17 protein-coding genes are annotated in these 19,447 nt (G+C 57.4%); 4 read left to right on the top strand and 13 right to left on the bottom strand.

Annotated elements, in window-relative coordinates; translation table 11 throughout:
- Nucleotides 1-59: 59 nt before the first annotated feature.
- From DHN55_RS22310 to DHN55_RS10600, 4 genes are read right to left on the bottom strand one after another with little or no spacing between them, the layout of a single operon-like run.
- On the bottom strand, nucleotides 60-986 hold the full coding sequence (locus DHN55_RS22310; RefSeq protein WP_337660152.1) for a flavin reductase: 927 nt from the start codon (nucleotides 984-986) through the stop codon (nucleotides 60-62).
- Nucleotides 983-2,173 (bottom strand): CaiB/BaiF CoA transferase family protein, encoded by a 1,191-nt coding sequence (locus DHN55_RS22305; protein WP_337660151.1) that lies wholly within the window; start codon nucleotides 2,171-2,173, stop codon nucleotides 983-985. The genes DHN55_RS22310 and DHN55_RS22305 overlap by 4 nt, the downstream gene beginning before the upstream one ends.
- Complete coding sequence (locus tag DHN55_RS10605; RefSeq protein WP_337660150.1) at nucleotides 2,163-2,978, bottom strand: alpha/beta fold hydrolase; 816 nt, start codon at nucleotides 2,976-2,978, stop codon at nucleotides 2,163-2,165. Before DHN55_RS10605 ends, DHN55_RS22305 begins: the two co-directional genes overlap by 11 nt.
- 1 nt (nucleotide 2,979) lies before the next feature.
- The gene (locus DHN55_RS10600) at nucleotides 2,980-3,372 is read right to left on the bottom strand and encodes a Rid family hydrolase (RefSeq protein ID WP_108881251.1); all 393 of its coding nucleotides are present in this window, start codon (nucleotides 3,370-3,372) and stop codon (nucleotides 2,980-2,982) included.
- Nucleotides 3,373-3,520: 148 nt separating this feature from the next.
- Between DHN55_RS10600 and DHN55_RS10595 the strand changes: the two genes are divergently transcribed.
- Nucleotides 3,521-5,005, top strand: coding sequence for an aldehyde dehydrogenase family protein (locus tag DHN55_RS10595; protein ID WP_108881818.1), 1,485 nt, complete (start codon nucleotides 3,521-3,523; stop codon nucleotides 5,003-5,005).
- Between the two features lie 6 nt (nucleotides 5,006-5,011).
- Entirely contained in the window at nucleotides 5,012-6,145 is a 1,134-nt protein-coding gene (locus tag DHN55_RS10590) for an SRPBCC family protein (RefSeq protein WP_108881250.1), read from the top strand.
- A 50-nt stretch (nucleotides 6,146-6,195) separates the two neighbouring features.
- Here the strand turns inward: DHN55_RS10590 and DHN55_RS10585 are convergent, their stop codons facing one another.
- The 5 genes from DHN55_RS10585 to DHN55_RS10565 form a co-directional block, all read right to left on the bottom strand.
- On the bottom strand, nucleotides 6,196-7,026 hold the full coding sequence (locus DHN55_RS10585) for an alpha/beta fold hydrolase (protein WP_108881249.1): 831 nt from the start codon (nucleotides 7,024-7,026) through the stop codon (nucleotides 6,196-6,198).
- A gap of 91 nt (nucleotides 7,027-7,117) precedes the next feature.
- Nucleotides 7,118-8,713: an ABC transporter substrate-binding protein gene (locus DHN55_RS10580; protein ID WP_108881248.1), complete on the bottom strand. Its 1,596-nt coding sequence runs from the start codon at nucleotides 8,711-8,713 to the stop codon at nucleotides 7,118-7,120.
- Nucleotides 8,714-8,956: 243 nt separating this feature from the next.
- On the bottom strand, nucleotides 8,957-11,074 hold the full coding sequence (locus DHN55_RS10575; protein ID WP_108881247.1) for an acetate--CoA ligase family protein: 2,118 nt from the start codon (nucleotides 11,072-11,074) through the stop codon (nucleotides 8,957-8,959).
- Nucleotides 11,071-12,231 (bottom strand): acyl-CoA dehydrogenase family protein, encoded by a 1,161-nt coding sequence (locus tag DHN55_RS10570; RefSeq protein ID WP_108881246.1) that lies wholly within the window; start codon nucleotides 12,229-12,231, stop codon nucleotides 11,071-11,073. The genes DHN55_RS10575 and DHN55_RS10570 overlap by 4 nt, the downstream gene beginning before the upstream one ends.
- Before the next feature lie 65 nt (nucleotides 12,232-12,296).
- On the bottom strand, nucleotides 12,297-13,187 hold the full coding sequence (locus DHN55_RS10565) for a 3-keto-5-aminohexanoate cleavage protein (RefSeq protein WP_108881245.1): 891 nt from the start codon (nucleotides 13,185-13,187) through the stop codon (nucleotides 12,297-12,299).
- A gap of 164 nt (nucleotides 13,188-13,351) precedes the next feature.
- Between DHN55_RS10565 and DHN55_RS10560 the strand changes: the two genes are divergently transcribed.
- Nucleotides 13,352-14,398 (top strand): helix-turn-helix domain-containing protein, encoded by a 1,047-nt coding sequence (locus tag DHN55_RS10560; RefSeq protein ID WP_108881244.1) that lies wholly within the window; start codon nucleotides 13,352-13,354, stop codon nucleotides 14,396-14,398.
- Here the strand turns inward: DHN55_RS10560 and DHN55_RS10555 are convergent.
- The 4 genes from DHN55_RS10555 to DHN55_RS10540 form a co-directional block, all read right to left on the bottom strand.
- Nucleotides 14,395-15,354 (bottom strand): 3-hydroxyacyl-CoA dehydrogenase NAD-binding domain-containing protein, encoded by a 960-nt coding sequence (locus tag DHN55_RS10555; RefSeq protein ID WP_108881243.1) that lies wholly within the window; start codon nucleotides 15,352-15,354, stop codon nucleotides 14,395-14,397. The two genes, DHN55_RS10560 and DHN55_RS10555, sit on opposite strands and share 4 nt — an antisense overlap.
- 5 nt (nucleotides 15,355-15,359) lie before the next feature.
- The gene (locus tag DHN55_RS10550; protein ID WP_108881242.1) at nucleotides 15,360-16,163 is read right to left on the bottom strand and encodes an enoyl-CoA hydratase-related protein; all 804 of its coding nucleotides are present in this window, start codon (nucleotides 16,161-16,163) and stop codon (nucleotides 15,360-15,362) included.
- 22 nt (nucleotides 16,164-16,185) lie between these two features.
- Entirely contained in the window at nucleotides 16,186-17,223 is a 1,038-nt protein-coding gene (locus DHN55_RS10545; RefSeq protein WP_108881817.1) for an LLM class flavin-dependent oxidoreductase, read from the bottom strand.
- Between the two features lie 202 nt (nucleotides 17,224-17,425).
- Complete coding sequence (locus DHN55_RS10540; protein ID WP_108881816.1) at nucleotides 17,426-18,325, bottom strand: LysR substrate-binding domain-containing protein; 900 nt, start codon at nucleotides 18,323-18,325, stop codon at nucleotides 17,426-17,428.
- A 123-nt stretch (nucleotides 18,326-18,448) separates the two neighbouring features.
- On the opposite strand from DHN55_RS10540, the gene DHN55_RS10535 reads away from it, so the two are divergent.
- Nucleotides 18,449-19,447 (top strand): DctP family TRAP transporter solute-binding subunit, encoded by a 999-nt coding sequence (locus DHN55_RS10535; RefSeq protein ID WP_108881241.1) that lies wholly within the window; start codon nucleotides 18,449-18,451, stop codon nucleotides 19,445-19,447.

Below are 19,447 nucleotides of genomic sequence, written 5' to 3'. Positions count from 1 at the left end.
ACTGGATTGGACGATCTGACCTCATCTACGGCTTAAGTTTCGCCGCCAGCTATTGTTGTCTATCCGACCGGCCGGACCACTCCGTCAATCTCGTCTCCCATATAGATGGCAAATCCTCCCTGGCGCGCCTCGCTGACATAGCGTTCCAGCATGTCACGCATGGCGCTGTCCCGGATGCGGTCAAAGGGAATGTCGTCAAAGGCAAAAAATTGGGTGCCGGCTGGTGCTGGACCCGAAGCCTGGCCGCGATAGTAAATTGTTACCCGGCCGGTCCGGTTGTCCTCGAAGACGGCGTACACAAACTCGATGGCTGTGCTGAGCTGCGTCTCATCATACTTCTGTTTGAGGGCTGTCAGGTTCGCGCTTGCCGTGGTGCTCCCGACCGTGGGTACTGCGAGATCGCCAGTATCTGGGTGTACCTCAAGCAATATACTGCCCGACTGCTCGTACACGGCTCCGATAATGGTGCTGGTGTTGCGGGCGACGGCATCGACCAGCGGGTCTTCAAGTCCCAGCGTGAAATAGGCGCCGCGAAAATACCCCAGCGGGCGGCCCCTGCCCTGACCGAAATCCAGAACCCGGCCGACCAGGATCACATGGTCGCCAGCGTCCACCATGTCATGGTGGGCACATTCGAACCAGGCAAGCGCGTCGTCAATCAGCGGTGTGCCGGTTTGCCCCGGGTGCCAGGGGGCAATGTCGAACTTGTCCGGCCGTTGCGAAGCGAACAGGCCGGAAATATCCTTCTGCTCCTCCGCCAGGACATTGACGGAAAAGTGCCGGGCACCGCTGAACACATCGCAACTGGCCGCGGACCGGGCTATGCAAACCAGGATCAACGGAGGATCAAGAGACACCGAGGTGAACGAGTTGGCCGTGAACCCGCGTGGTGTTCCATCTTCTTCCTTCGTCGCGATGATGGTAACGCCGGTTGCAAACTGGCTGAGCGCTGCACGAAGCAGCTTCTTGTCCGGTAAGCCGGTCATGTTTTGTCACTCCTTGAGCAAAACTCCAGATACCGCGAATTGTCGGCACCCAGTACCGGAGCCGCCTTGAGGGATGGAGCCGGTGTTTTGCTGAACCGAACCGGGTTGGCTGCAACAGTCCATGGTTTTGCACCCGGTATCGGATGAGCCAGTTCCGCGAGCATCCCGCGGACGGCAACATGGGGGTCTTCCATAATATCGCGTGCGTTGTTAACCGGGCCAAATGGCAGCTTGCCGCCCAGTTTCGTGGCCAGCTCAGCCTTGGTAAAGCGGGTTGTCCAGCCCTTGACGATATCATTGACCAGTGCCGCGTTCTCTCGCCGGCCCGCTTTATCTGAAAAGCGTTTGTCGTCGGCAAGGCCGGGCATGTCCATGGCGGTTGTCAGAGCTTGCCAGAAAGCATCGTCGACCACGCCAATGGAGATAAATCCGTCTGAAGCAGGAAACAGTCCGAACGGTGCAAGTAACGGATGGCCGTTGCCCGTGGGCACCGGCAAAACGGCCTCGATATCCTGCTGATAGATGATGCGCTCACACAGGCTCACCATCGCATCATACATCGCAACGTCGATGAACTGGCCTTCCCCATTGTGTTCGGCATGCCGCAATGCTGCAACAATGGCAAAGGCCATCATCATGCCGGTGAAAATATCGCCTACTCCCGGGCCTGCCTTCATCGGTGTCGCCGCATCCGGCCCGGTGATCGACATCAACCCGCCCATTGCCTGGGCGACAACGTCGTATGACGGCCACTTCGCGTAGGGGCTTTCACCATTGCGTGGATTACCGAATCCACTGATTGACGCATACACCAGTTTGGGATTGATTTCGGCAACGTCATCATAACCCAGCCCCAGCCGTTCCATGACGCCGGGCCGGAAATTCTCAAGCAGGACATCGGCGTCCTCTGCCAGTTTTAATGCAGCGTCGCGGCCTTCGGCTGATTTCAGGTCGAGCACGATACTCTTCTTGCTGCGGTTCAGACTGACAAAGTAACCCGCCCACAGGTGATCCGGGTCGTCGTCGCGGTACGGCCCGTTGCTGCGGCTGGTGTCGCCGTCCGGGCTTTCGATCTTGATAACCTCCGCACCATGATCCGCCAGCATCATTGTGCAGTAAGGGCCGGACAGCATCCGGCTGAAGTCAAGCACCCGGACACCCGCCAGTATACCTGGATTATCCGGCATCGGACCCCTCCTGTTCAGCATGGTGCAGAAATTGCTGGAGTTCGGAATTAAACAGGGTCGGGTTTTCCGCCATGGCCATATGGCGCAGACCCGGCAGGATCACGGTCTTGGCACATGGAATCTCGGCAGCTATGGCACGGGTCATCCCGGTGGAATTGCCATAGTCCTCTGATCCGGTCATCACCAGGGCGGGACAGCGAATGGCTCGCGGCGGCGCAATCAACTCATCCACACCGTCAACCAGAACCTGATAGATGTCAGGATAGATTTCCTTGCTGTTGGCCATGACCCAGGTACGCACCTGCTGCATGATGTCCGGATTGTCACGGTGGAAGGGTGTGCTGAACCATCTCTCGAGGGCAGCATCAACGGTCGCAGCCGGGCCATCACGCCGGGCCTGATGAACCCGCGACTGGATCGCGTCGTGCGCGGCCTGGTCCCTTTGGTGGGCCGAGTGGAGTATGGCCAGCGCCCACAGCCGCGGTTCGTGATCCATCGCAAACCGCCGGGCAATCATGCCGCCAAGCGAAAATCCGGCCACCGCAACTTTGGCAATACCCAGCTCAACGACGAGCCTTCGCAATTGCTCGGAGAACAAGGTCAGGCACGGGGTATCCGGCGGTGGCGGGCTTTCCCCATGTCCGAACAGGTCGTAGGAGATCACTGTATATCGTTCGGCCAGTGCGTTGCTCTGCCATTGCCACATATGCCGGTTCAGGCCCAGGCCATGAACCAGCACAACCGCCGGGCCCGGGCCTTCAAACACTTCGAAACGGGTACCATCACTGGCAGTTTTCACTGTCACGTCACTGGCCTTCGGGTTTATAGGCGACAACTTCCACTTCCACCCTCACATCCACCAGCAGTTCACTGATCACAGCGGACCTTGCAGGAGGGTCATCAGGAAAGTACTCACCGTAAACGGCATTGAAGCCCGGAAAATCCGCCCGATCACGCAACCAGATCATGGCCTTGACAACATCGCCAAGTTGGCAATCAGCAAGGGCCAATGTCGACTTGATGTCATCCAGTACCGCGCGCGTCTGATCCTCGATGGTGCCGGTGGTCATGACTTCGCCGCCCTTGAACGGAACCTGGCCCGTCAGAAAAACAAAATCTCCGGCCCGAATGGCACGGGACAAGGACAGTTTCCTGCCACCGATTACGATCGGTTCGCCGATAACGGTTTTCTTGTTCATCCGGTTTCCTCCCTGCACTGCTTCGAGGCTAGCCGACACCAGGGAAAGTCGATTATCCTGAATTCGCCAACAGGTGGCGAATTTTTCTGATTTGATCTGCCGGTTTGCAAGCTACGCTTGATCCAGACACTTCATGGAGGAAGCGGGTATGACTGAACTCAAGCGCTACAAAATGCTCATCGATGGAAACTGGGTCGACTCTGAAGACGGCAGGACATTCGAGAGCATAAACCCTGCTACCGGCGATCCCTGGGCGATCATTCCCGAGGCCACCGCAGGCGATGTGGATCGCGCTGTGAAGTCAGCCTATCGGGCTTTTACTGAGGGAGAATGGGCCAGGGCCCTGCCGACGGCGCGCGGCAAATACCTGCGAAAACTCGGTGATCTCCTGGCCGACAAGTCGGAGGAATTGGGACGGGTCGAAACCGTCGACACCGGCAAGATGCTCAAGGAAACCCGCTGGCAGGCCAAATACATCGCGGAGTTCTTTCACTTTTACGCCGGATGCGCCGACAAGGTGCACGGTGAAACTCTGCCGATCGACAAGCCCGACATGATGGCAATGACCATACGGGAGCCTCTGGGTGTCGTTGCAGCCGTGGTTCCGTGGAACTCCCAGATGTTCCTGGTTGCGGTGAAAATCGGCCCGGCGCTGGCAGCGGGCAACACCGTCGTGCTGAAGACATCGGAACATGCGTCTGCACCATTGCTCGAATTTGGGCGGCTTATCGAGGAAGCCGGATTTCCTCCAGGCGTGGTCAACATTGTTACCGGCCATGGCGACCCGTGCGGCAAGGCACTGACCTCGCATCCGCTGGTGTCACGCATCAGCTTTACCGGTGGGCCGGGCGCTGCCCGGCACGTGCTTTACAATTCCGCGGAAAACTTCGCCGAAGTATCACTGGAACTTGGCGGCAAGTCGCCGTTCATTGTGTTTGATGACGCGGATGTGGAAAGCGCCGTCAACGGTTCGATCGCCGGCATATTCGGTGCCAGCGGGCAAAGTTGCGTTGCCGGATCACGCCTCTACCTGCACGACAAGATTGCCGACAAGTTCCTCGACACCATGGTGTCACAGGCGGGAAAAATCCTGATCGGAGACCCGTTGGCGGAAGAAACCCAGATGGGGCCACTGGCGACAACGGGACAGCTGGACAATATAGAGCATCAGGTCGCACTGGCGCAGGAACAGGGAGGCAAGCTGCTCAACGGAGGCCGGCGGCCTCCCGATATCAATCGAGGCTGGTTCTATGAACCGACCATCATTGAGTGCCCGGACCAGAAAATGCAGATCGTCGACACAGAATTGTTCGGTCCGGTTTTGAGTGTGCTGCGGTTCAAGGAAGAAGAAGACGTGATCCGCATGGCCAACGATACCAAGCACGGTCTGGCTGCCGGGATTTTCTCCCAGAACGGCGCAAGGACGATGCGGGTGGCCAGGCAGATTCGTGCAGGCATCGTGTGGGTCAACACGTATCGCGTCGTATCGCCTATCGCCGAATTCGGCGGTTGCAAGGACTCAGGTTACGGCCGCGAAAGCGGTATGCAGGCGATTTACGACTACACCCGGCCAAAGACAGTGTGGATCAACACCTCCAGTGAGCCGATGGGAAATCCGTTTGTCATGAGGTAGTGCAAAATGCATGCAGACCTGATCGATCAGTTGGCCGCAAGCGACGCGGAGCCCGAGTTGGCGGTGAGCCTGCCACCGGCCTGCTATCGGGATCCGAGTGTCCAGGAGGATGAAACCAGGCGCATTTTCAGGACCGGCTGGATAGGTCTTGGCCGGTCCGACATTGTGGCCGAGCCGGGCAGCTACGCGGCAATGGAAATCGCGGCTGTACCCCTGATATTACTGCGCGACCAGGCAGGTAAAATCAGGTGTTTCGCCAATTCGTGCCGCCATCGTGGCGCTTTGCTGCTGCAGGGACAGGGAACGACCAGGGGCATAAAATGCCCGTTTCACGGTTGGAATTACCGTTTGGACGGCACCTTGGCCGGTGCGCCGCGCATGGAAGCGTCATCGTGCTTTCAGAAATCCGAGAACGGCCTGATCGAATTCGCATGTGGCGAACGGGCCGGGTTTGCATTCATTTCAATGGACGGCGAGCGAAACGATCTTGATGATCATCTGGGCGATTTCGAAGCCGTACACCAGCCGTGGCCACTGGCCTCGCTCGTCACCACGCGCCGCCGCCAGCTTGACGTCAACTGCAACTGGAAAATCTTTCTCGATGTGTTCAACGAGTATTATCACCTGACCTATGTTCATGCCGATACCCTTGGTGGCCTGTACCACGACCCCGATGCCGGCGATCTTGTCGATGGCGCATTCGCCAGCCAGTTCGGCGAAACCCACGGCACCGGTGGCCTGCTGGAAAACCAGCAGAACCATGCCCTGCCCCTGATGCCCGGACTGGAAGGCCGCCCGGCACGTGGCACGCGGTACACGTGGGCCTTCCCCAATATGACGTTCGCCGCCAGTACGGACGCCCTATGGGTCTATGAGGCTTATCCCCTGTCACCGGACCGGTGCATGGTCAGGCAGAGTATCTGCTTTCCACCGGAAACCGTGGCGCTGCCTGACTTCGAGCAACATGCCAGGCGTTATTATGAGAGATTTGACGCGGCCATGGATGAAGACATCGCGGCACTGGAGGCGCAGCAACAGGGGCTGTCGTCACCCTATGCCCGGCAGGGAAGGTTCCAGCCTCACCTTGAGGCCAATGTGGCTGCATTTGCCCGCTGGTATGCGCGTCAGATGCTCGATTGAACAGGCAAATCAAGCGAAGCCCTCCCGGGTTTCGAGGCATGTCTCAGCTTTCAGTGCGCGCTCTGGCCGTAACCACTGATGATATCGCGAATACAATCGCTCACCGCTTCCGGCCGGTGTCCGAACATCGAGAAATGCGCCATGCCTTTCAGCAAGTGGAAGTGTCCGTTGCCGGCGGCTTCCGCCACAGCCCGTCCCCGTGCGGGCGGTGTCTGCAGGTCCTGTTCAAAGGAAATCACATGCATCGGCACCATGCAGCCAGGCAGACGTTCCAGTGAATCATAGTCCAGGCACGCCTGCCACTGTGCCGCCAGCATGGCCGGGTCGCGATCACCATACGCACTGGCGACATAGGGCCGTGCCTTCTCCCACAAGGCGTCATCGCCCATGACCTCGGACGGGTAAGACAGGATCGCGTAGTGAATAACCGAGAAGTCCTCCGGCATCCTGATCCCGTCTCTCGCCATGGCGATTTCCGCCTCCTCCCATTCCCGCGCAAATCCGGTCTTCCGGGCAATGGTTCCCATCGGAATGGCGAGACGGACAAGGTCAGGGTAGGAAATCGCAAGCTCCTGAGTGATCAACGCACCCAGAGAAAGGCCGGCTACAATGACAGGCGGATCACACACCTGCCGGATCAGTTCAGCAACGTCCGCTGCGAAGGCCTCAATCGGCCACGGCGGAGGGGTTTTGGCAACTGTTTCGCCAGCACCGCGAGGATCCAGGCAGGTGCATCTGAAGTCGGACGTGAATGCCGCAAACTGGTCTCTGTATACATCGCACGCCTGATCACCTGCCGGGATCCAGACGATGTCCGGGCCGCTTCCTTCCTGGATGTAGTGAACCTCGGCATCCTGGACGGTGACTACGCCTTCGATCATTTTTCTCTCCTGTTCAGCGCACCAAAAAATAACGCCGCCGCCGGAATATCCGGCGCCGGCGTCGCTTTCTTAAACAACTGTCAGGTTTGCGTCAGGCAAACCACCAACGATCAAGACACTTCCAACCGTCCAGTTCCCAGTTAGATGCCAGTTTCTCCGGAGTTGCCACTTTCTTTGACCGTGCATCCACATTGTTGGCATACATCGGTATCAGAGCACCGCCGTCGTCACTGACAATCTTCTGCATCTCCGCATACATTTCGGTGCGCTTTGCATGATCAAGTTCGGCACGCGCCTCGAGCAGCAGTTTCATGAACCTGTCATTTGACCAGAACGACTCGTTCCAGGCGCCGCCGGCGGCATAACCCACGGTGAACATCCAGTCTGCAGTCGGCCGACCGCCCCAGTAACTCATGCTCCAGGGCTTCTTCATCCAGACATTGGTCCAGTAGCCATCGTCCGCCTCACGGATGACATTAATGTCGATGCCGGCCATTTTGGCCTGCGATTGATACAGAACTGCAGTATCGATTGCACCGGCAAAGGCTGTATTCGCAGCGTGCAGATCGACCTTGAGGCCGTCCAACCCGGCTTTTTTCAGGTGGTGCCTGGCCTTATCCGGATCATAGGCCCGCTGTGGCAGGTCCTTGTTGAAGTAGCGCTGTCCGGGTCCGATTGGATGATCGTTTGCCGGGGTGCCATGACCGTTGAGGATCTTCTTGACCAGTTCCTCCCGGTCGATCGCGTATTTCAGCGCCAGCCGCACATCGAGATTGTCAAACGGCGCCACTGATGAATTCATCGGAATTGTGTAGTGCTGGTTTCCCGTTATGTCGTCGATGGTGACGGTGGGGTTGCGGGCCAGCAGGTCAACCGTCTTCAGATCTACTCTGTTGACGGCATCCACCTGGCCGTTGATCAGTGCATTTTGCCGGGCGGTCCAGTCAGAAATGCCGAGCAAAACGACGTCGTCAAAGTGTGATCCCTTGTCACCCTTCCAGTAATTGGGGTTGCGTTTCAGTTCCATACGCACACCCCAGTCATGCTCGCCCAGGACGTAACCGCCGGCACCTATTCCCGATTGCCAGTCGGCCTTTCCGTCTTTGGACGGCAGTATCGGCAGATGGTAGTCGTTCATCACGAACGGGAAATCAGCATTGCCATTGGCAAGTTTGAACAGGACCGTGTGTTTGTCTGGTGCAGACATTTCCTCGATATCGGTCAACAGCGGTTTGGCGGCCGACTTGGAGTCTTTACCCATGTGATGTTGGATGGAGGCGATAACATCCGCTGCCTCAAGCGACTTCCCGTTGTGGAACTCGACGCCCTTGCGAAGTTTGAAATTCCACGTTTTGGCGTCCGGGGATGATTCAAAATTTTCCGCAAGTTCAGGTATGATCTCGCCACTGGCGGTGACCTCGGTCAGATTGTTGTGCGCCCCGAAATTCAGGCCGATTTGGGTAAAAGTGGAAATGAATGTCGCCGGATCAAGCGAGTCGGTGGTGCTGGCTCCGCCCAGGCCCAGCCGGAACGTACCGCCTCTTTTTGGCACTGCTGCCGCGACCTTGTCGGTAAACGCGGTTGCCGCACTGACGCCAAGGCCCAGCGCCAGGGCACCTTCCATGAAATGGCGGCGGGAAATCTGCTTGTTCTGGTAGCGTGTTTTCAGCCCTTCCAGCTTTGTCATTCTTGGTCTCCTCCGAAACTGAATCAGGTGTGGGAGATGCACGTTGGCATCCCGGGAACATGTCTGTCGGACTTGCGCCTGAAATATTGGGCTGTCTGCATCAAGTGTGGACTGCCCGGCTTTGCCCGATCTCGGTAGTTGTCAATTCAAGCAACCCCTTCGATACAGAATTGTCGGAAATTCGCCGGAATTGTTTAAAATTCGCCATCAGGGTGAAAACAGGCAGTTGAGACAGGCTTGGCTTCACTCCTGTTTCGACACTGATTCCGCAGGGGCCGTGATGTGCATCAGTGCATCCACCGCACAAAGATTGTTTTCATAGACAAACATCGGGTTGATCTCGATTTCCGCCACATCACCCCGATTGAGCACCATAAAGCCCGCCAGCTTGAGCAGTTGGTCCGCCAGTTTGCGTTTGTCTGCCGTTGCGCCGCCTCGAAAACCGTCAAGCAGCCGCGATACGCGCAAGCTGCCAATTGCCTCGATCAAATCGTCCCTTGTGCACGGCAGCAGCACGGTAGTGGAATCTGCCACCAGTTCCACCAGCACACCGCCGCTGCCGATTGTCATGGCCAGTCCGAACTGGGCATCTTCGCGCACGCTGACGATGAGTTCGGCCAGGGGCTTCGCCTGCATCTTTTCAACCAGCCATCGGTCACTCGCTGCATCAGGCAGGCGGGTTGCTACAGCATTTTGAATTCGTGCAACCGCATCGGTCACTTCTGTTCGAGAGTTGATGTTCAACACGACTGCGCCCGCTTCCGTCTTGTGCAGCAGCTTCTCGTGAACCAACTTGATGGCGACCGGAAAGCCCAGCGCGGCAGCAGCGGCGGCGGTGTCTGATCGGCAGCAGACGGTGCCCGACGGCACCGGTATGCCCGCTTCGGACAGCCGGTTCTTTGCCGCAGCTTCGTCGACAGCCACGACTTTCTGCATAACCCCGCCGCCCAGCAATTCTGCTGGCGGTTGATGCGCAATGCGCTGATGCATCTGTCTCCATGCCGCCGCGGCAGCAATTGCATCCAGGCAGTCATTGATGCCCTGCATTGGCGCAACGCCCCGGGAAATGAGGTGGTCGCGTGTTGCGGTATCCATGTTTTCCGGCAAGGTAGAGCAAACCACCGCCGGTGTACCGGCGGCCAGTGCTGCGTCTGCAAAGGCATCAGCGTCAGCAAGGTAAACCAGTCGCGACTCATCCAGCCCGGAAGCCGGATAATCCTGCACCAGCACGACTGTACCTGCTTCAGTGGCGAGCGCTGCGGAGAAAACCGGCCGTGTCATCTCGGCGTGACCCCAGATCGGTGTCGTGTAATCGAGAGGGTTGGAGACAGTAGCGGTAGACGGAAGCAACTGGCACAATTTGTCGGTAACGGCACCATCGTGCGCCGGAAACGCCAATCCGATTTTCTCGCCATGGTCGGCCAGCATTGTTGCGCCGCCGCCGGAGCAGGTAAAACCAGCGACGCGATTGTTGGCCGGTATTCCCGCAATGCACATGAATTTGAGTGTTTCCAGCATTTGTGCCGGGTTGAACACCCGCACGATGCCGCAGCGTTTGAACAGGGCATCGTATAAATCGTCCTCTCCCGACAACGAGCCGGTGTGACTTGTCGTCAGGGACTTGCCGATGGTTGACGATCCGCTTTTCAGCGCAACGATCGGCTTGCCAAATTGTGCCGCCCTGGTAGCGGCAGTTGCAAATCGACCGGCATGTTTCAGCCCTTCGATATGCAGACCGATGGCGCGCACTTCCGGTTTTTCGCACAACACCTCCACCAGGTCTTCAATCGCAATAACCGACTGGTTGCCGATTGAGATCATGTGAGACAGGGGCAAGGAGCGTTGAGACATGGTCAGGTCGGAAGACAGCATCCCCGACTGGGTAATGATTGCAGCGCCATAGCCCGGTGTTGATCCGCCATGTGCAAATGGCCACAAGGCGGATCGGGTCAGATAGTTGATCATGCCGTAGCAGTTTGGCCCGACCAGTGCCATTGAGCCTGCTGCCTCGATCAGGGCCTGTTCCGCCTTCTGTCCAGCTGTGCCGACCTCCCCGAACCCGGCCGAGTAGCAGACAATGCCACCGGCTCCGATACCGGCAAGCCGTCTCACCGTATCGATAGCCTGCTGCACCGGTACGGCGAGGAACACGGCATCAGGCGCCTCCGGCAAGTCCTCAACGGATGCAAAACAGGTGATCCCGTGCATCTCGGCACGTTTCGGATTCACCGGCCAGATGGAGCCTTCAAACCCGATCCGTTTTGCTTCACCGATTGCCACTGCTGCGTCACGACCGCCTACAAAGGCAATCTGGCGCGGTTGCAGCAGCCGTTCGAGGTTTGCCCGCTGCGCCGGTGTCATGCGCCAAGTGGCCTTAGCATGGAGCGCGAAATGATGTGGCGCTGGATTTCCGATGTGCCGTCCCAGATGCGTTCAAGCCGTGAATCGCGCCACAGGCGCTGCACGGGGAACTCTTCCATCAATCCCATGCCGCCGTAAATCTGGACTGTATCATCAGCCACCCGATTGAGCATTTCCGAGCAGTAGACCTTGACCATGGCGGCATCGGCATCACTCATCACACCCGCTTCGGCACGCGCAACAGCATCCATGACCATGAGATCGCCGGTGCGGATACCGATTGCCATATCAGCAAGCTTGAAACCGGTTGCCTGGAACCTGCCGATTGCCTGGCCAAACTGTTTCCGGTTTGCCGCCCATTCGGTTGCCATTTCGCTCAATCGTTCGGCCTTGCCGCAGCAGGTCGCTCCGACCCAGATGCGGCCCATGCCCAGCCATTTTCCGGAAAGTTCAAGCCCCCTGCCTTCTTCACCCAGTATCTGGTCCGGCCCCAGTCGCACATCATCGAACCGGAGTTCAAACGTCTTGTAGCCGCGATAGGAAACACACCTGGTGCCTTCCTGTATGGAAAACCCGGGCAAGCCGACATCCACCAGAAAGGCCGTGATGCGTTTGCGTTCGCCGCGCGGTGTTTCATCGACACCGGTTGCGGCAAACACGATGGCGAAATCAGGCATGCAGGGACCGGAGATAAAGTGCTTGGAACCATTGAGCACCCAGTCATCACCGTCCCGCCGTGCATTGGATTTCATGCCCATCACGTCGGACCCTGCTTCTGGCTCCGTCAAGGCGAACAGTTCGCGCTTCTCGCCGGTGACACACGGCAGGAGGTAACGCTCGATCTGGTCTCCTTCACACGCCAGTAGAATTTCCGTGGGTCGTGCAATCCATGAGTGCAGGGCATGAGTGGTGCGGCCATACTGGCGCTCCATCAGCGCCATGGCGGTTTTGTCCAGTCCGCCGCCGCCTATATCTTCGGGAAGGTTGGCGGCATAAAGCCCCGCCTCCATTGCGCGCTGCTCGATCTGCCGGCCAAGGTCTTCGGGAACTTCGCCCAGCTTGTCGACCATGTCTTCGTGAGGATGAACTTCGGCGTCCATGAAGGCGCGCAACGTGGAAAGCAGAAGTTCATTTTCATGAGAGATTGATATGCTCATTCTCTAAATCTCCAGAGTTAAACTCTCTTCAGCTGACACTTGCGATTGGCTTTCAGCTTTCGACCCTATCCGTCCGCGCCTCGAAGTTTTAGCTTGTTGCGGGCCTCCTGCGGTGTCAGCGCACGCCCCCCCATGCGCTCAATGATTTCAATGACCCGGTCTACCAGCTGTCCGTTTGATGCCAGCACACCGCGATCCAGATAGAGATTGTCTTCAAGGCCGACGCGCACATTGCCACCCATCGCAACCGCCGCAGCAGCCATCGGCATCTGCATGCGTGAAATACCGAAACTTGCCCAGCTTGCCTCTGGTGGAAGATGATCTTTCATCACCTTCATCGTATCCACGCTCTGGTCGGCTCCCCATGGAATTCCAAGGCAGATCTGAAACATTGGGGGGGTCGCGATCAGCCCTTCGGATATCATCTGCCGGGCAAACCGGATGTGGCCGAGATCAAATACTTCCAGTTCCGGTTTGACGCCCCAGTCCCGGGTCAGTTCCGCCATCATGCGCAGCGTCGGCGGTGTCGAGATGTAGATATTGTCGCCATCACCGAAGTTCAACGTGCCGCAGTCCAGCGAACAGATTTCCGGTAGCAGGTCCTGGACGTGGGCGAGGCGTTCAAGCGGTCCGATCATGTCGGTGCCGGGGCCCGGCTGGGCCGGATCTGCCTGGCTTGGCACCCAGTCTCCGCCCATTCCGGCAGTGAGATTGATCACCACATCAGTGTCACTGGAGCGCACCATGTCGACAACCTGCCTGAACAGCTCCGGATCGCGCGAACCCTTTCCGGTGTCCGGATCGCGGACGTGAATATGGGCGACGGCGGCACCAGCCTTGGCAGCCTCGATGGCGGCATCGGCAATCTGCCGAGGCGTCACAGGTACACCCGGGTGGCGGTTTACGGTGTCTCCGGCCCCGGTGACAGCACACGTTACAACCACTTCGAAATTCACTTTTTCTCTCCCTAGCGTTTTGTTCTGGCAAAATAATTCGCCGCCGGGGGCTCAGAAATTGTAAAAAATTCGTCACAATTACTTTTTATCCGCCGTTCTGTTCTGATATCGTCGTGGCCCCGCCAGCGGGTCGATCAATCAGACTGCCAACATCCCGGAGCGAAATGAGTTCTCGTCCCACCAGAATAAATCTCGTCCTGATCCCCCGGTTCAACATGATGACCCTGACCACGGTTATTGAACCAATGCGAGTTGCCAATTATCTCGCGCCGCAGCAATTGTATGAGTGGGATTTTCGCTCGCCCGTCGCCGGCCAGGTTCAGGCGAGCAATGACATGTATGTGGAATGCGGCCCTTTGGAAGAGGACGATCAGGTCCGGCCTGATGTTATCGTTGTGTTCGGAAGCTGGGGGGCGGAGCACTATGACAATGTTGCCTTGAGCAATTGGTTGCGGCGGCAGGAGCGCAAGGGGGCAATTCTCGTCGCGGTGGAACTGGGCGTGTATGCACTGGCCCGCGCCGGATTGCTGGCAGGACAAAAAGTAACCACCCACTGGTCCTGGAAACCCGGTTTTGCGGAAGCGTTTCCCAACATCGAGGTTTGCGAACAGCTCTTCACGGTGAGCAACAAGATCATGTCCTGCGCCGGCGGCGCGTCAGGGCTGGATTTGATAATGCATCTCATAGCACATCATCATGGCGAGCAACTCGCCGCGGAGGTTTCCAACCAGATCCTGCACTATCCGCGCCGGCCGGCGGAAGGACCGCAGCGGTATGCGACCGGTGGTATGGATGGAGACATCCATCCCGATGTAAGGGCTGCCATGCGCATTCTGGAATCCGGTATCGAGGAACCGTGCTCGGTTCCGGATCTGTGCCGGGAGCTGAATGTCTCGCAACGCCAGTTGGAACGTCTGTTCAAACGTGACACCGGATGCACCATCGTACAGTTTTCCAGGCTGCTGAGATTACAGTATGCACGCGTCCTGCTGACCAGCACGCGCATGTCCATAAGGGAAGTTTCCGCCGCCTGCGGGTTCAACTCGCTGTCGTATTTCTCGCTTTGTTTTTCAACCACTTTCGGCAAGAAGCCCAGTGAGTACCGGCAGGCCTGGCCTGACAACGAGGCGGCTCCGTCATGGCCGGGAACCGTCTATTCATTCATCAGGCAACCGAAATTACCTGATGGCGAATTTTGGGAGGTGGATTAGGGTTTGCTGGCCGTCTTGGCGGCCGCCACGGCCTTCAGCACGCCAACAATGGCCCTGTCACGTTCTGCGGCCATCTCCTCGAAGTGCCGTCCGGCTGCAACCTCATTGCATCCCTCAACCATCCGGTCACGCAGCTGCTGCGTCAGTTCCGGTGCGTCCAGCCGTGTCCAGGGCAGTTTCAGCGCCGGTCCGAACTGGTCAAGATTGGTGGCCATGCCGCCTTCACCGCACGCGACGTGAAAAGCCATGCACTGGCCTTGTATGGCCATGCGCGGGGCCGGCCCGTTGATCAGGGCTGTATCAATGTCTTCCGGAGACGCTTCGCCATTGGCGACCATGTGCAGGGCCTCGCGCCACAGGGCTTCCTGCAATCGGGTCGCAACGAAACCGGGTATTTCCTTTTTCATGACCAGCGGTGCCTTGCCGGCATGGGCATAAAAATCCCCCGCCCATTGCACTGCTTCGGCAGATGTTTGCCTGCCGCCGACAATCTCGACCAGCGGCAACAGGTAGGGCGGGTTGAACGGGTGCCCGACCAGGGTGCGCTGTGGGGTCGGGCACCGGCTCTGTATCTCCGTCATGGTCAATCCGGATGTGCTGGATGAAATCACGACGTCGGCGGGCACGATGCTGCCCAGCACCTCATACAGGCCTTGCTTCAGGTCGATCCGTTCCGGCGCACTTTCCTGTACGAACTGAGCCTGTGACACCGCCTGTTCCAGGTCATCGGTGATAGTCAATCTGTCCCGCGAGGCATCGCCAGCCAGACCGAGTGCCTCAAGGCTGATCCACGCCGTGTCGAGAATTTCATTGAACGCCGGTATCTCGTCCAGAGAATGCAGATAGGCTGTCACGTCATAACCGCGGGCCAGGAAATGCGCGGCCCAGCCCGCACCGATTGGTCCGGCCCCGATACTTGTCACTCTCGTCACGCTGTCCGGAGCCGGTCTGGTCATGTCGCTCACCTGCCCTTGAACACGGGTTCACGTTTTTCAACAAACGCCTTGACGCCTTCCGCGGCGTCTTCCGACTTCAGCATGGCCCGATAGGTTGTCATCTCGTCGGTGCGCATCTTGGCAAAGGCCTGCTCCAGCGGAACACATTCGATACCGCGCAGCACTTCCTTGACTGTCTGCAGGGCCAGCGGCGCCGATTTTGCCAGCTGGCCGGCCCAGTCGCGCGCCGCATCCATCAGCTGGTCATACGGCACCACCTTGTTGACCAGGCCATAGCGGGCGGCTTCTTCTGCCCCCATGCGGCGGCCGAGCAGGAACATTTCCATGGCGATGTTATGGGGAATGCGTCTTGGAAGCCGCTGCAGCGCGCCTGCATCCGGCACGATGCCCAGCGGCATTTCCGGCAAGGCAAACTCCACATGGTCAGCAGCAATGAGCAGGTCGCAGGCCATCGCCAGCTCAAACCCGCCACCGATGACCAGTCCGTTCAGGGCGGCGATCACCGGTTTGTTGAGTTTCCAGTTCTCCGTCAGCCCGGCAAAGCCGCCTTCGCCATAGTCGGCATCATCCCACCAGTTGTCGAGCTGGGTGTCGCCGGCGTCCAGCGATTTCAGATCCCATCCGGCCGAGAATATGCGGTCGCCTTGCGCCGTGATGATGCCCACCCGCAGGTCCGGGTCATCTCGCAATTCCGCAAACGCAGCGGCGATATGCTGGCTCATCGGGATATCGATCGCATTGACCTTGGGCTTGTTGAGCTTGATTTCCAGCACGTGGCCGTTGCGGGTCAATTCGACGAATTCAGACATCGGTACACCTTTTTCCTGTGACTTATGAGAAGGCCGGGATGACTTCCTTGCAGAACAGTTCAAGCGACCGTTTCTGTTCTTTCAGCCCGAGGCCCAGGCTGGCGTAATAGGTAAACTGGTCAACCCCGAGATCCTGATAGAGCTTCAGTTTGGCAATCACCTCGTCCGGCGTGCCGAACATCAGGTTCTGGTGCAGCATCTTCGGATCGTATTCATCCCGGTTGGAGATTTCGTTCAGGTCCAATTGCTTCGGAAAACCGTTCTTCACGTCGCCCTGGTTCTTGAACAGATTCTCAAACTGACCCAGTTGCCGCTGCGCCGCCCTGACCGGCACCTCCCAGTCGTCCTTGCGGTCGTAAAGCGCCGTGTGCCGCATCATCGAGAAGATCGGCCGTGGCTTGTCAGGATTGTTGGCCAGCGCCTCGTCAAGCCGGGATTTGTACAGTTCCGCCTCCGACATGGGCCGGGTCAGCGGCCACGACATGATGTTGAAGCCGTTTTTCACCGCAAATTCATAGGTGATCGGCGCACGGGCAGCGACCCAGATCGGCGGGTGCGGCTGTTGAACCGGCTTCGGAACCGAGGTTGCGGTTGGAAACTGCCAGTACTTGCCGTTGTGTTCATAGTCGCCCTGCCAGAGCGCAAGCACTGCCGGCAGCATTTCCTGCATGTACATCCAGGCATCCGATTGTTTGAGGCCATGATGCATACGGTCAAATTCACGCTGGTAGGCGCCCGAACCGATGCCGAATTCAAGTCGCCCGCCGGTCAGCAGATCCGTCATCGCCGCTTCACCGGCCAGCTTTATCGGGTGCCAGTATGCGGCAACCGCCACCGCGGTACCCAGGCGAATATTGTTGGTGTGGGCCGACCACCAGGTCAGCAACTGAAACGGGTCCGGAGCGATGGTCATTTCAAGGGCATGATGTTCAGCAGACCAGGCGATATGAAAGCCGCCCTCATCGGCCATCTGCACCATTTCCAGGGTATGGCGCGCGACTTCTTCCATGCTGATGTCGTCAGTTATTCTTTCCAGATTTATGGCGAGCTGGAACTTCATTCCGAAACCTCCCGATGACCTGATCTGCTCGATGCGTCGGGCAGGATTGTCAGAGACGGGCTCAAGCGGCACTATAAATAATTCGACAGTTTCTGATAATTTTTGGCTGTTCGTCTTTTCCATGGCCAACGATACCGGCCGGTGCAATCCGCCTGTATTTCAGTAAACAGGTCAAATTGCACAGACCCAGACGAGATAGGAACTAGCCCTCCAGATCCAACTCGTGCTTGCGCAAGAACTCTACCAGTTGCCCGGTGCAATGATCTTTTGAGTTTCCGTTCCAAATGGCAACTGTGTCCAGCCGCTGGGCAACGTGATCAACAGGTATTGATTTGAGACCATTGATTGCAGTGGATTGAGAACTCTCTGTTAGAATGGTGATCCCCATTCCGCTTGCAACAAGGCCCAGTATCCCGTCTGAGTTGAATGCCTCCTGCACAATGTTCGGCATGAACCCGGCCTCCCTGCACAACGGCATGAGGTAGGAATAAAAATGCTCCCAGTCCCGGTATGGTCCATGCACAAATTCCTCATTGGCAAGTTCAGCCAGTTCGATCGATTTTCGGCCCGCAAGAGGATGGTTTTCATGAACGAAACAAACGAACCTGTCCTTCTGAACCAGGATTTGCATATAGCCCTCTATGCTGACCGGCCCCGTCACAAACCCGATATCGAGCAGTCCCGCATCCAACTTCTCCAGTTGTGTTCTGGTCACGTCATGATGAGGTTGCAGGGTGATACCAGGTTGATCTTTGCGGAACGCCCGCAACAGGTTTGGCAGCGCGCCTGCTATGGCAAAGTCCGTATACCCGATGCGCAATGTTCCTTTCTGACCACTATGCACCTGGCGCGCGTTCTCGACCGTGTGATCCACCGCATTCATAATTCCACGCGAGCCGTTGAGGAACTCCCGGCCAGCACTTGTCAGCGCAACCTGGCGGTTGCTCCTTTCGAACAATACAATCCCGAGTTCCAGCTCCAGATGCTGGATTGCACGGCTTAACGCCGGTTGCGCCACCCCTAACCGCTCTGCCGCCCGCCGAAAGTGAAGTTCCTCGGCGACCGCAATGAAGTAGCGCATATGTCTGAGGCCAAATTTCATGATGCCCAAAACTTATCAATACAGACCCAATTGATATTATACAGGCAATAAAAACTGTGCAACTAATCCTGGTTAACTTTCGGCGACCAAGCCGAAGGATACAAAAATCGGGAGGAAAACATCATGAAGAAGTTCAAGTTCACCTCAATTGTTGCATCTGTTGCAGCCATTGTTTTTTCGGCACAAACAGCCCTTGCAGATGACGTTGTAATCAATCTCGGCTACGCGGCTGCCGAGGGAAGCTCCTACTCTGTGCTTGCCAACAAGTTTGAGGAACTGGCCGAACAGTATTCCGGTGGCTCGATCGACGTGAAAGTGCGCTGCTGCGGGCAGCTCATGGGTGAGGATGAAGCATTCAAGGCAATGCAGCTCGGCACAGTCGACATGCACATCATTACCGGCAACAACATTTCCCCGCACTATCCGCTGATGGACGCATTTGTCCTGCCTTATATTTTCAAGGACAAAGACCATGCTTACCGTGTTCTCGAAGGAGAAGTTGGCGCGAAATTCGCCGCTTCGCTGAACAAGGCGACCGGTGTGCACCTGTTGACTTACGGTTTTGTGGGTGACCGCGATTTCTACAACTCCCGAAACCCCATCACAAAAATGGAAGACATGAAGGGCCTCAAGGTTCGTGTTCCAAAGAACCAGGTCATGATCGATACATTCACCGAGTTTGGAGCGGCTCCGATCCCGCTGCCATGGGCCGATACACCGACTGCACTTCAAACCGGTACAGTAGAAGGCGCTGACAACGGAACGTCCTTTATCAAATCCCAGAAATTCTATGAAATCATGCCGCACTTCACGGTGCTTGAGCACTTTTCCTACTTTTCCCCGCTTTTCGCGAGTGAGCGAATTATGGGCAAGCTGGACGATGCACAAAAGGCAGCGGTGCTGAAGGCAGCACGAGACGCCGGAATCTACCAAAAAGACGACATGACCAACAAGATTGGTAAAATCCGTGCCTTTTTGACAGGAGAAGGCGGCATGAAAACCGTTGAATTTGACCGCAATGATTTCATCGCCGCCGGTCAACGTGTCCAGGACAAATACGCTTCTGACAAAGGCGCCGAGTTCACCGACCTAGTGACCGCAATACGCTCTGCAGCGAACTAG

It is taken from the genome of Anderseniella sp. Alg231-50, assembly GCF_900149695.1.
Taxonomy (GTDB): domain Bacteria; phylum Pseudomonadota; class Alphaproteobacteria; order Rhizobiales; family Aestuariivirgaceae; genus Anderseniella.
This window is presented reverse-complemented; position numbering and strand designations above follow the sequence as displayed.

Excerpts from the sequence above, each read along its gene's own strand:
- DHN55_RS10590 (WP_108881250.1), top strand. The coding sequence starts at position 5,012 with ATGCATGCAGACCTGATCGATCAGTTGGCCGCAAGCGACGCGGAGCCC.
- DHN55_RS22305 (WP_337660151.1), bottom strand. The coding sequence starts at position 2,173 with ATGCCGGATAATCCAGGTATACTGGCGGGTGTCCGGGTGCTTGACTTC.
- DHN55_RS10595 (WP_108881818.1), top strand. The coding sequence starts at position 3,521 with ATGACTGAACTCAAGCGCTACAAAATGCTCATCGATGGAAACTGGGTC.
- DHN55_RS10585 (WP_108881249.1), bottom strand. The coding sequence starts at position 7,026 with ATGATCGAAGGCGTAGTCACCGTCCAGGATGCCGAGGTTCACTACATC.
- DHN55_RS10550 (WP_108881242.1), bottom strand. The coding sequence starts at position 16,163 with ATGTCTGAATTCGTCGAATTGACCCGCAACGGCCACGTGCTGGAAATC.
- DHN55_RS10540 (WP_108881816.1), bottom strand. The coding sequence starts at position 18,325 with ATGAAATTTGGCCTCAGACATATGCGCTACTTCATTGCGGTCGCCGAG.
- DHN55_RS10560 (WP_108881244.1), top strand. The coding sequence starts at position 13,352 with ATGAGTTCTCGTCCCACCAGAATAAATCTCGTCCTGATCCCCCGGTTC.
- DHN55_RS10555 (WP_108881243.1), bottom strand. The coding sequence starts at position 15,354 with ATGACCAGACCGGCTCCGGACAGCGTGACGAGAGTGACAAGTATCGGG.
- DHN55_RS10575 (WP_108881247.1), bottom strand. The coding sequence starts at position 11,074 with ATGACACCGGCGCAGCGGGCAAACCTCGAACGGCTGCTGCAACCGCGC.
- DHN55_RS10600 (WP_108881251.1), bottom strand. The coding sequence starts at position 3,372 with ATGAACAAGAAAACCGTTATCGGCGAACCGATCGTAATCGGTGGCAGG.
- DHN55_RS22310 (WP_337660152.1), bottom strand. The coding sequence starts at position 986 with ATGACCGGCTTACCGGACAAGAAGCTGCTTCGTGCAGCGCTCAGCCAG.
- DHN55_RS10570 (WP_108881246.1), bottom strand. The coding sequence starts at position 12,231 with ATGAGCATATCAATCTCTCATGAAAATGAACTTCTGCTTTCCACGTTG.
- DHN55_RS10545 (WP_108881817.1), bottom strand. The coding sequence starts at position 17,223 with ATGAAGTTCCAGCTCGCCATAAATCTGGAAAGAATAACTGACGACATC.
- DHN55_RS10580 (WP_108881248.1), bottom strand. The coding sequence starts at position 8,713 with ATGACAAAGCTGGAAGGGCTGAAAACACGCTACCAGAACAAGCAGATT.
- DHN55_RS10535 (WP_108881241.1), top strand. The coding sequence starts at position 18,449 with ATGAAGAAGTTCAAGTTCACCTCAATTGTTGCATCTGTTGCAGCCATT.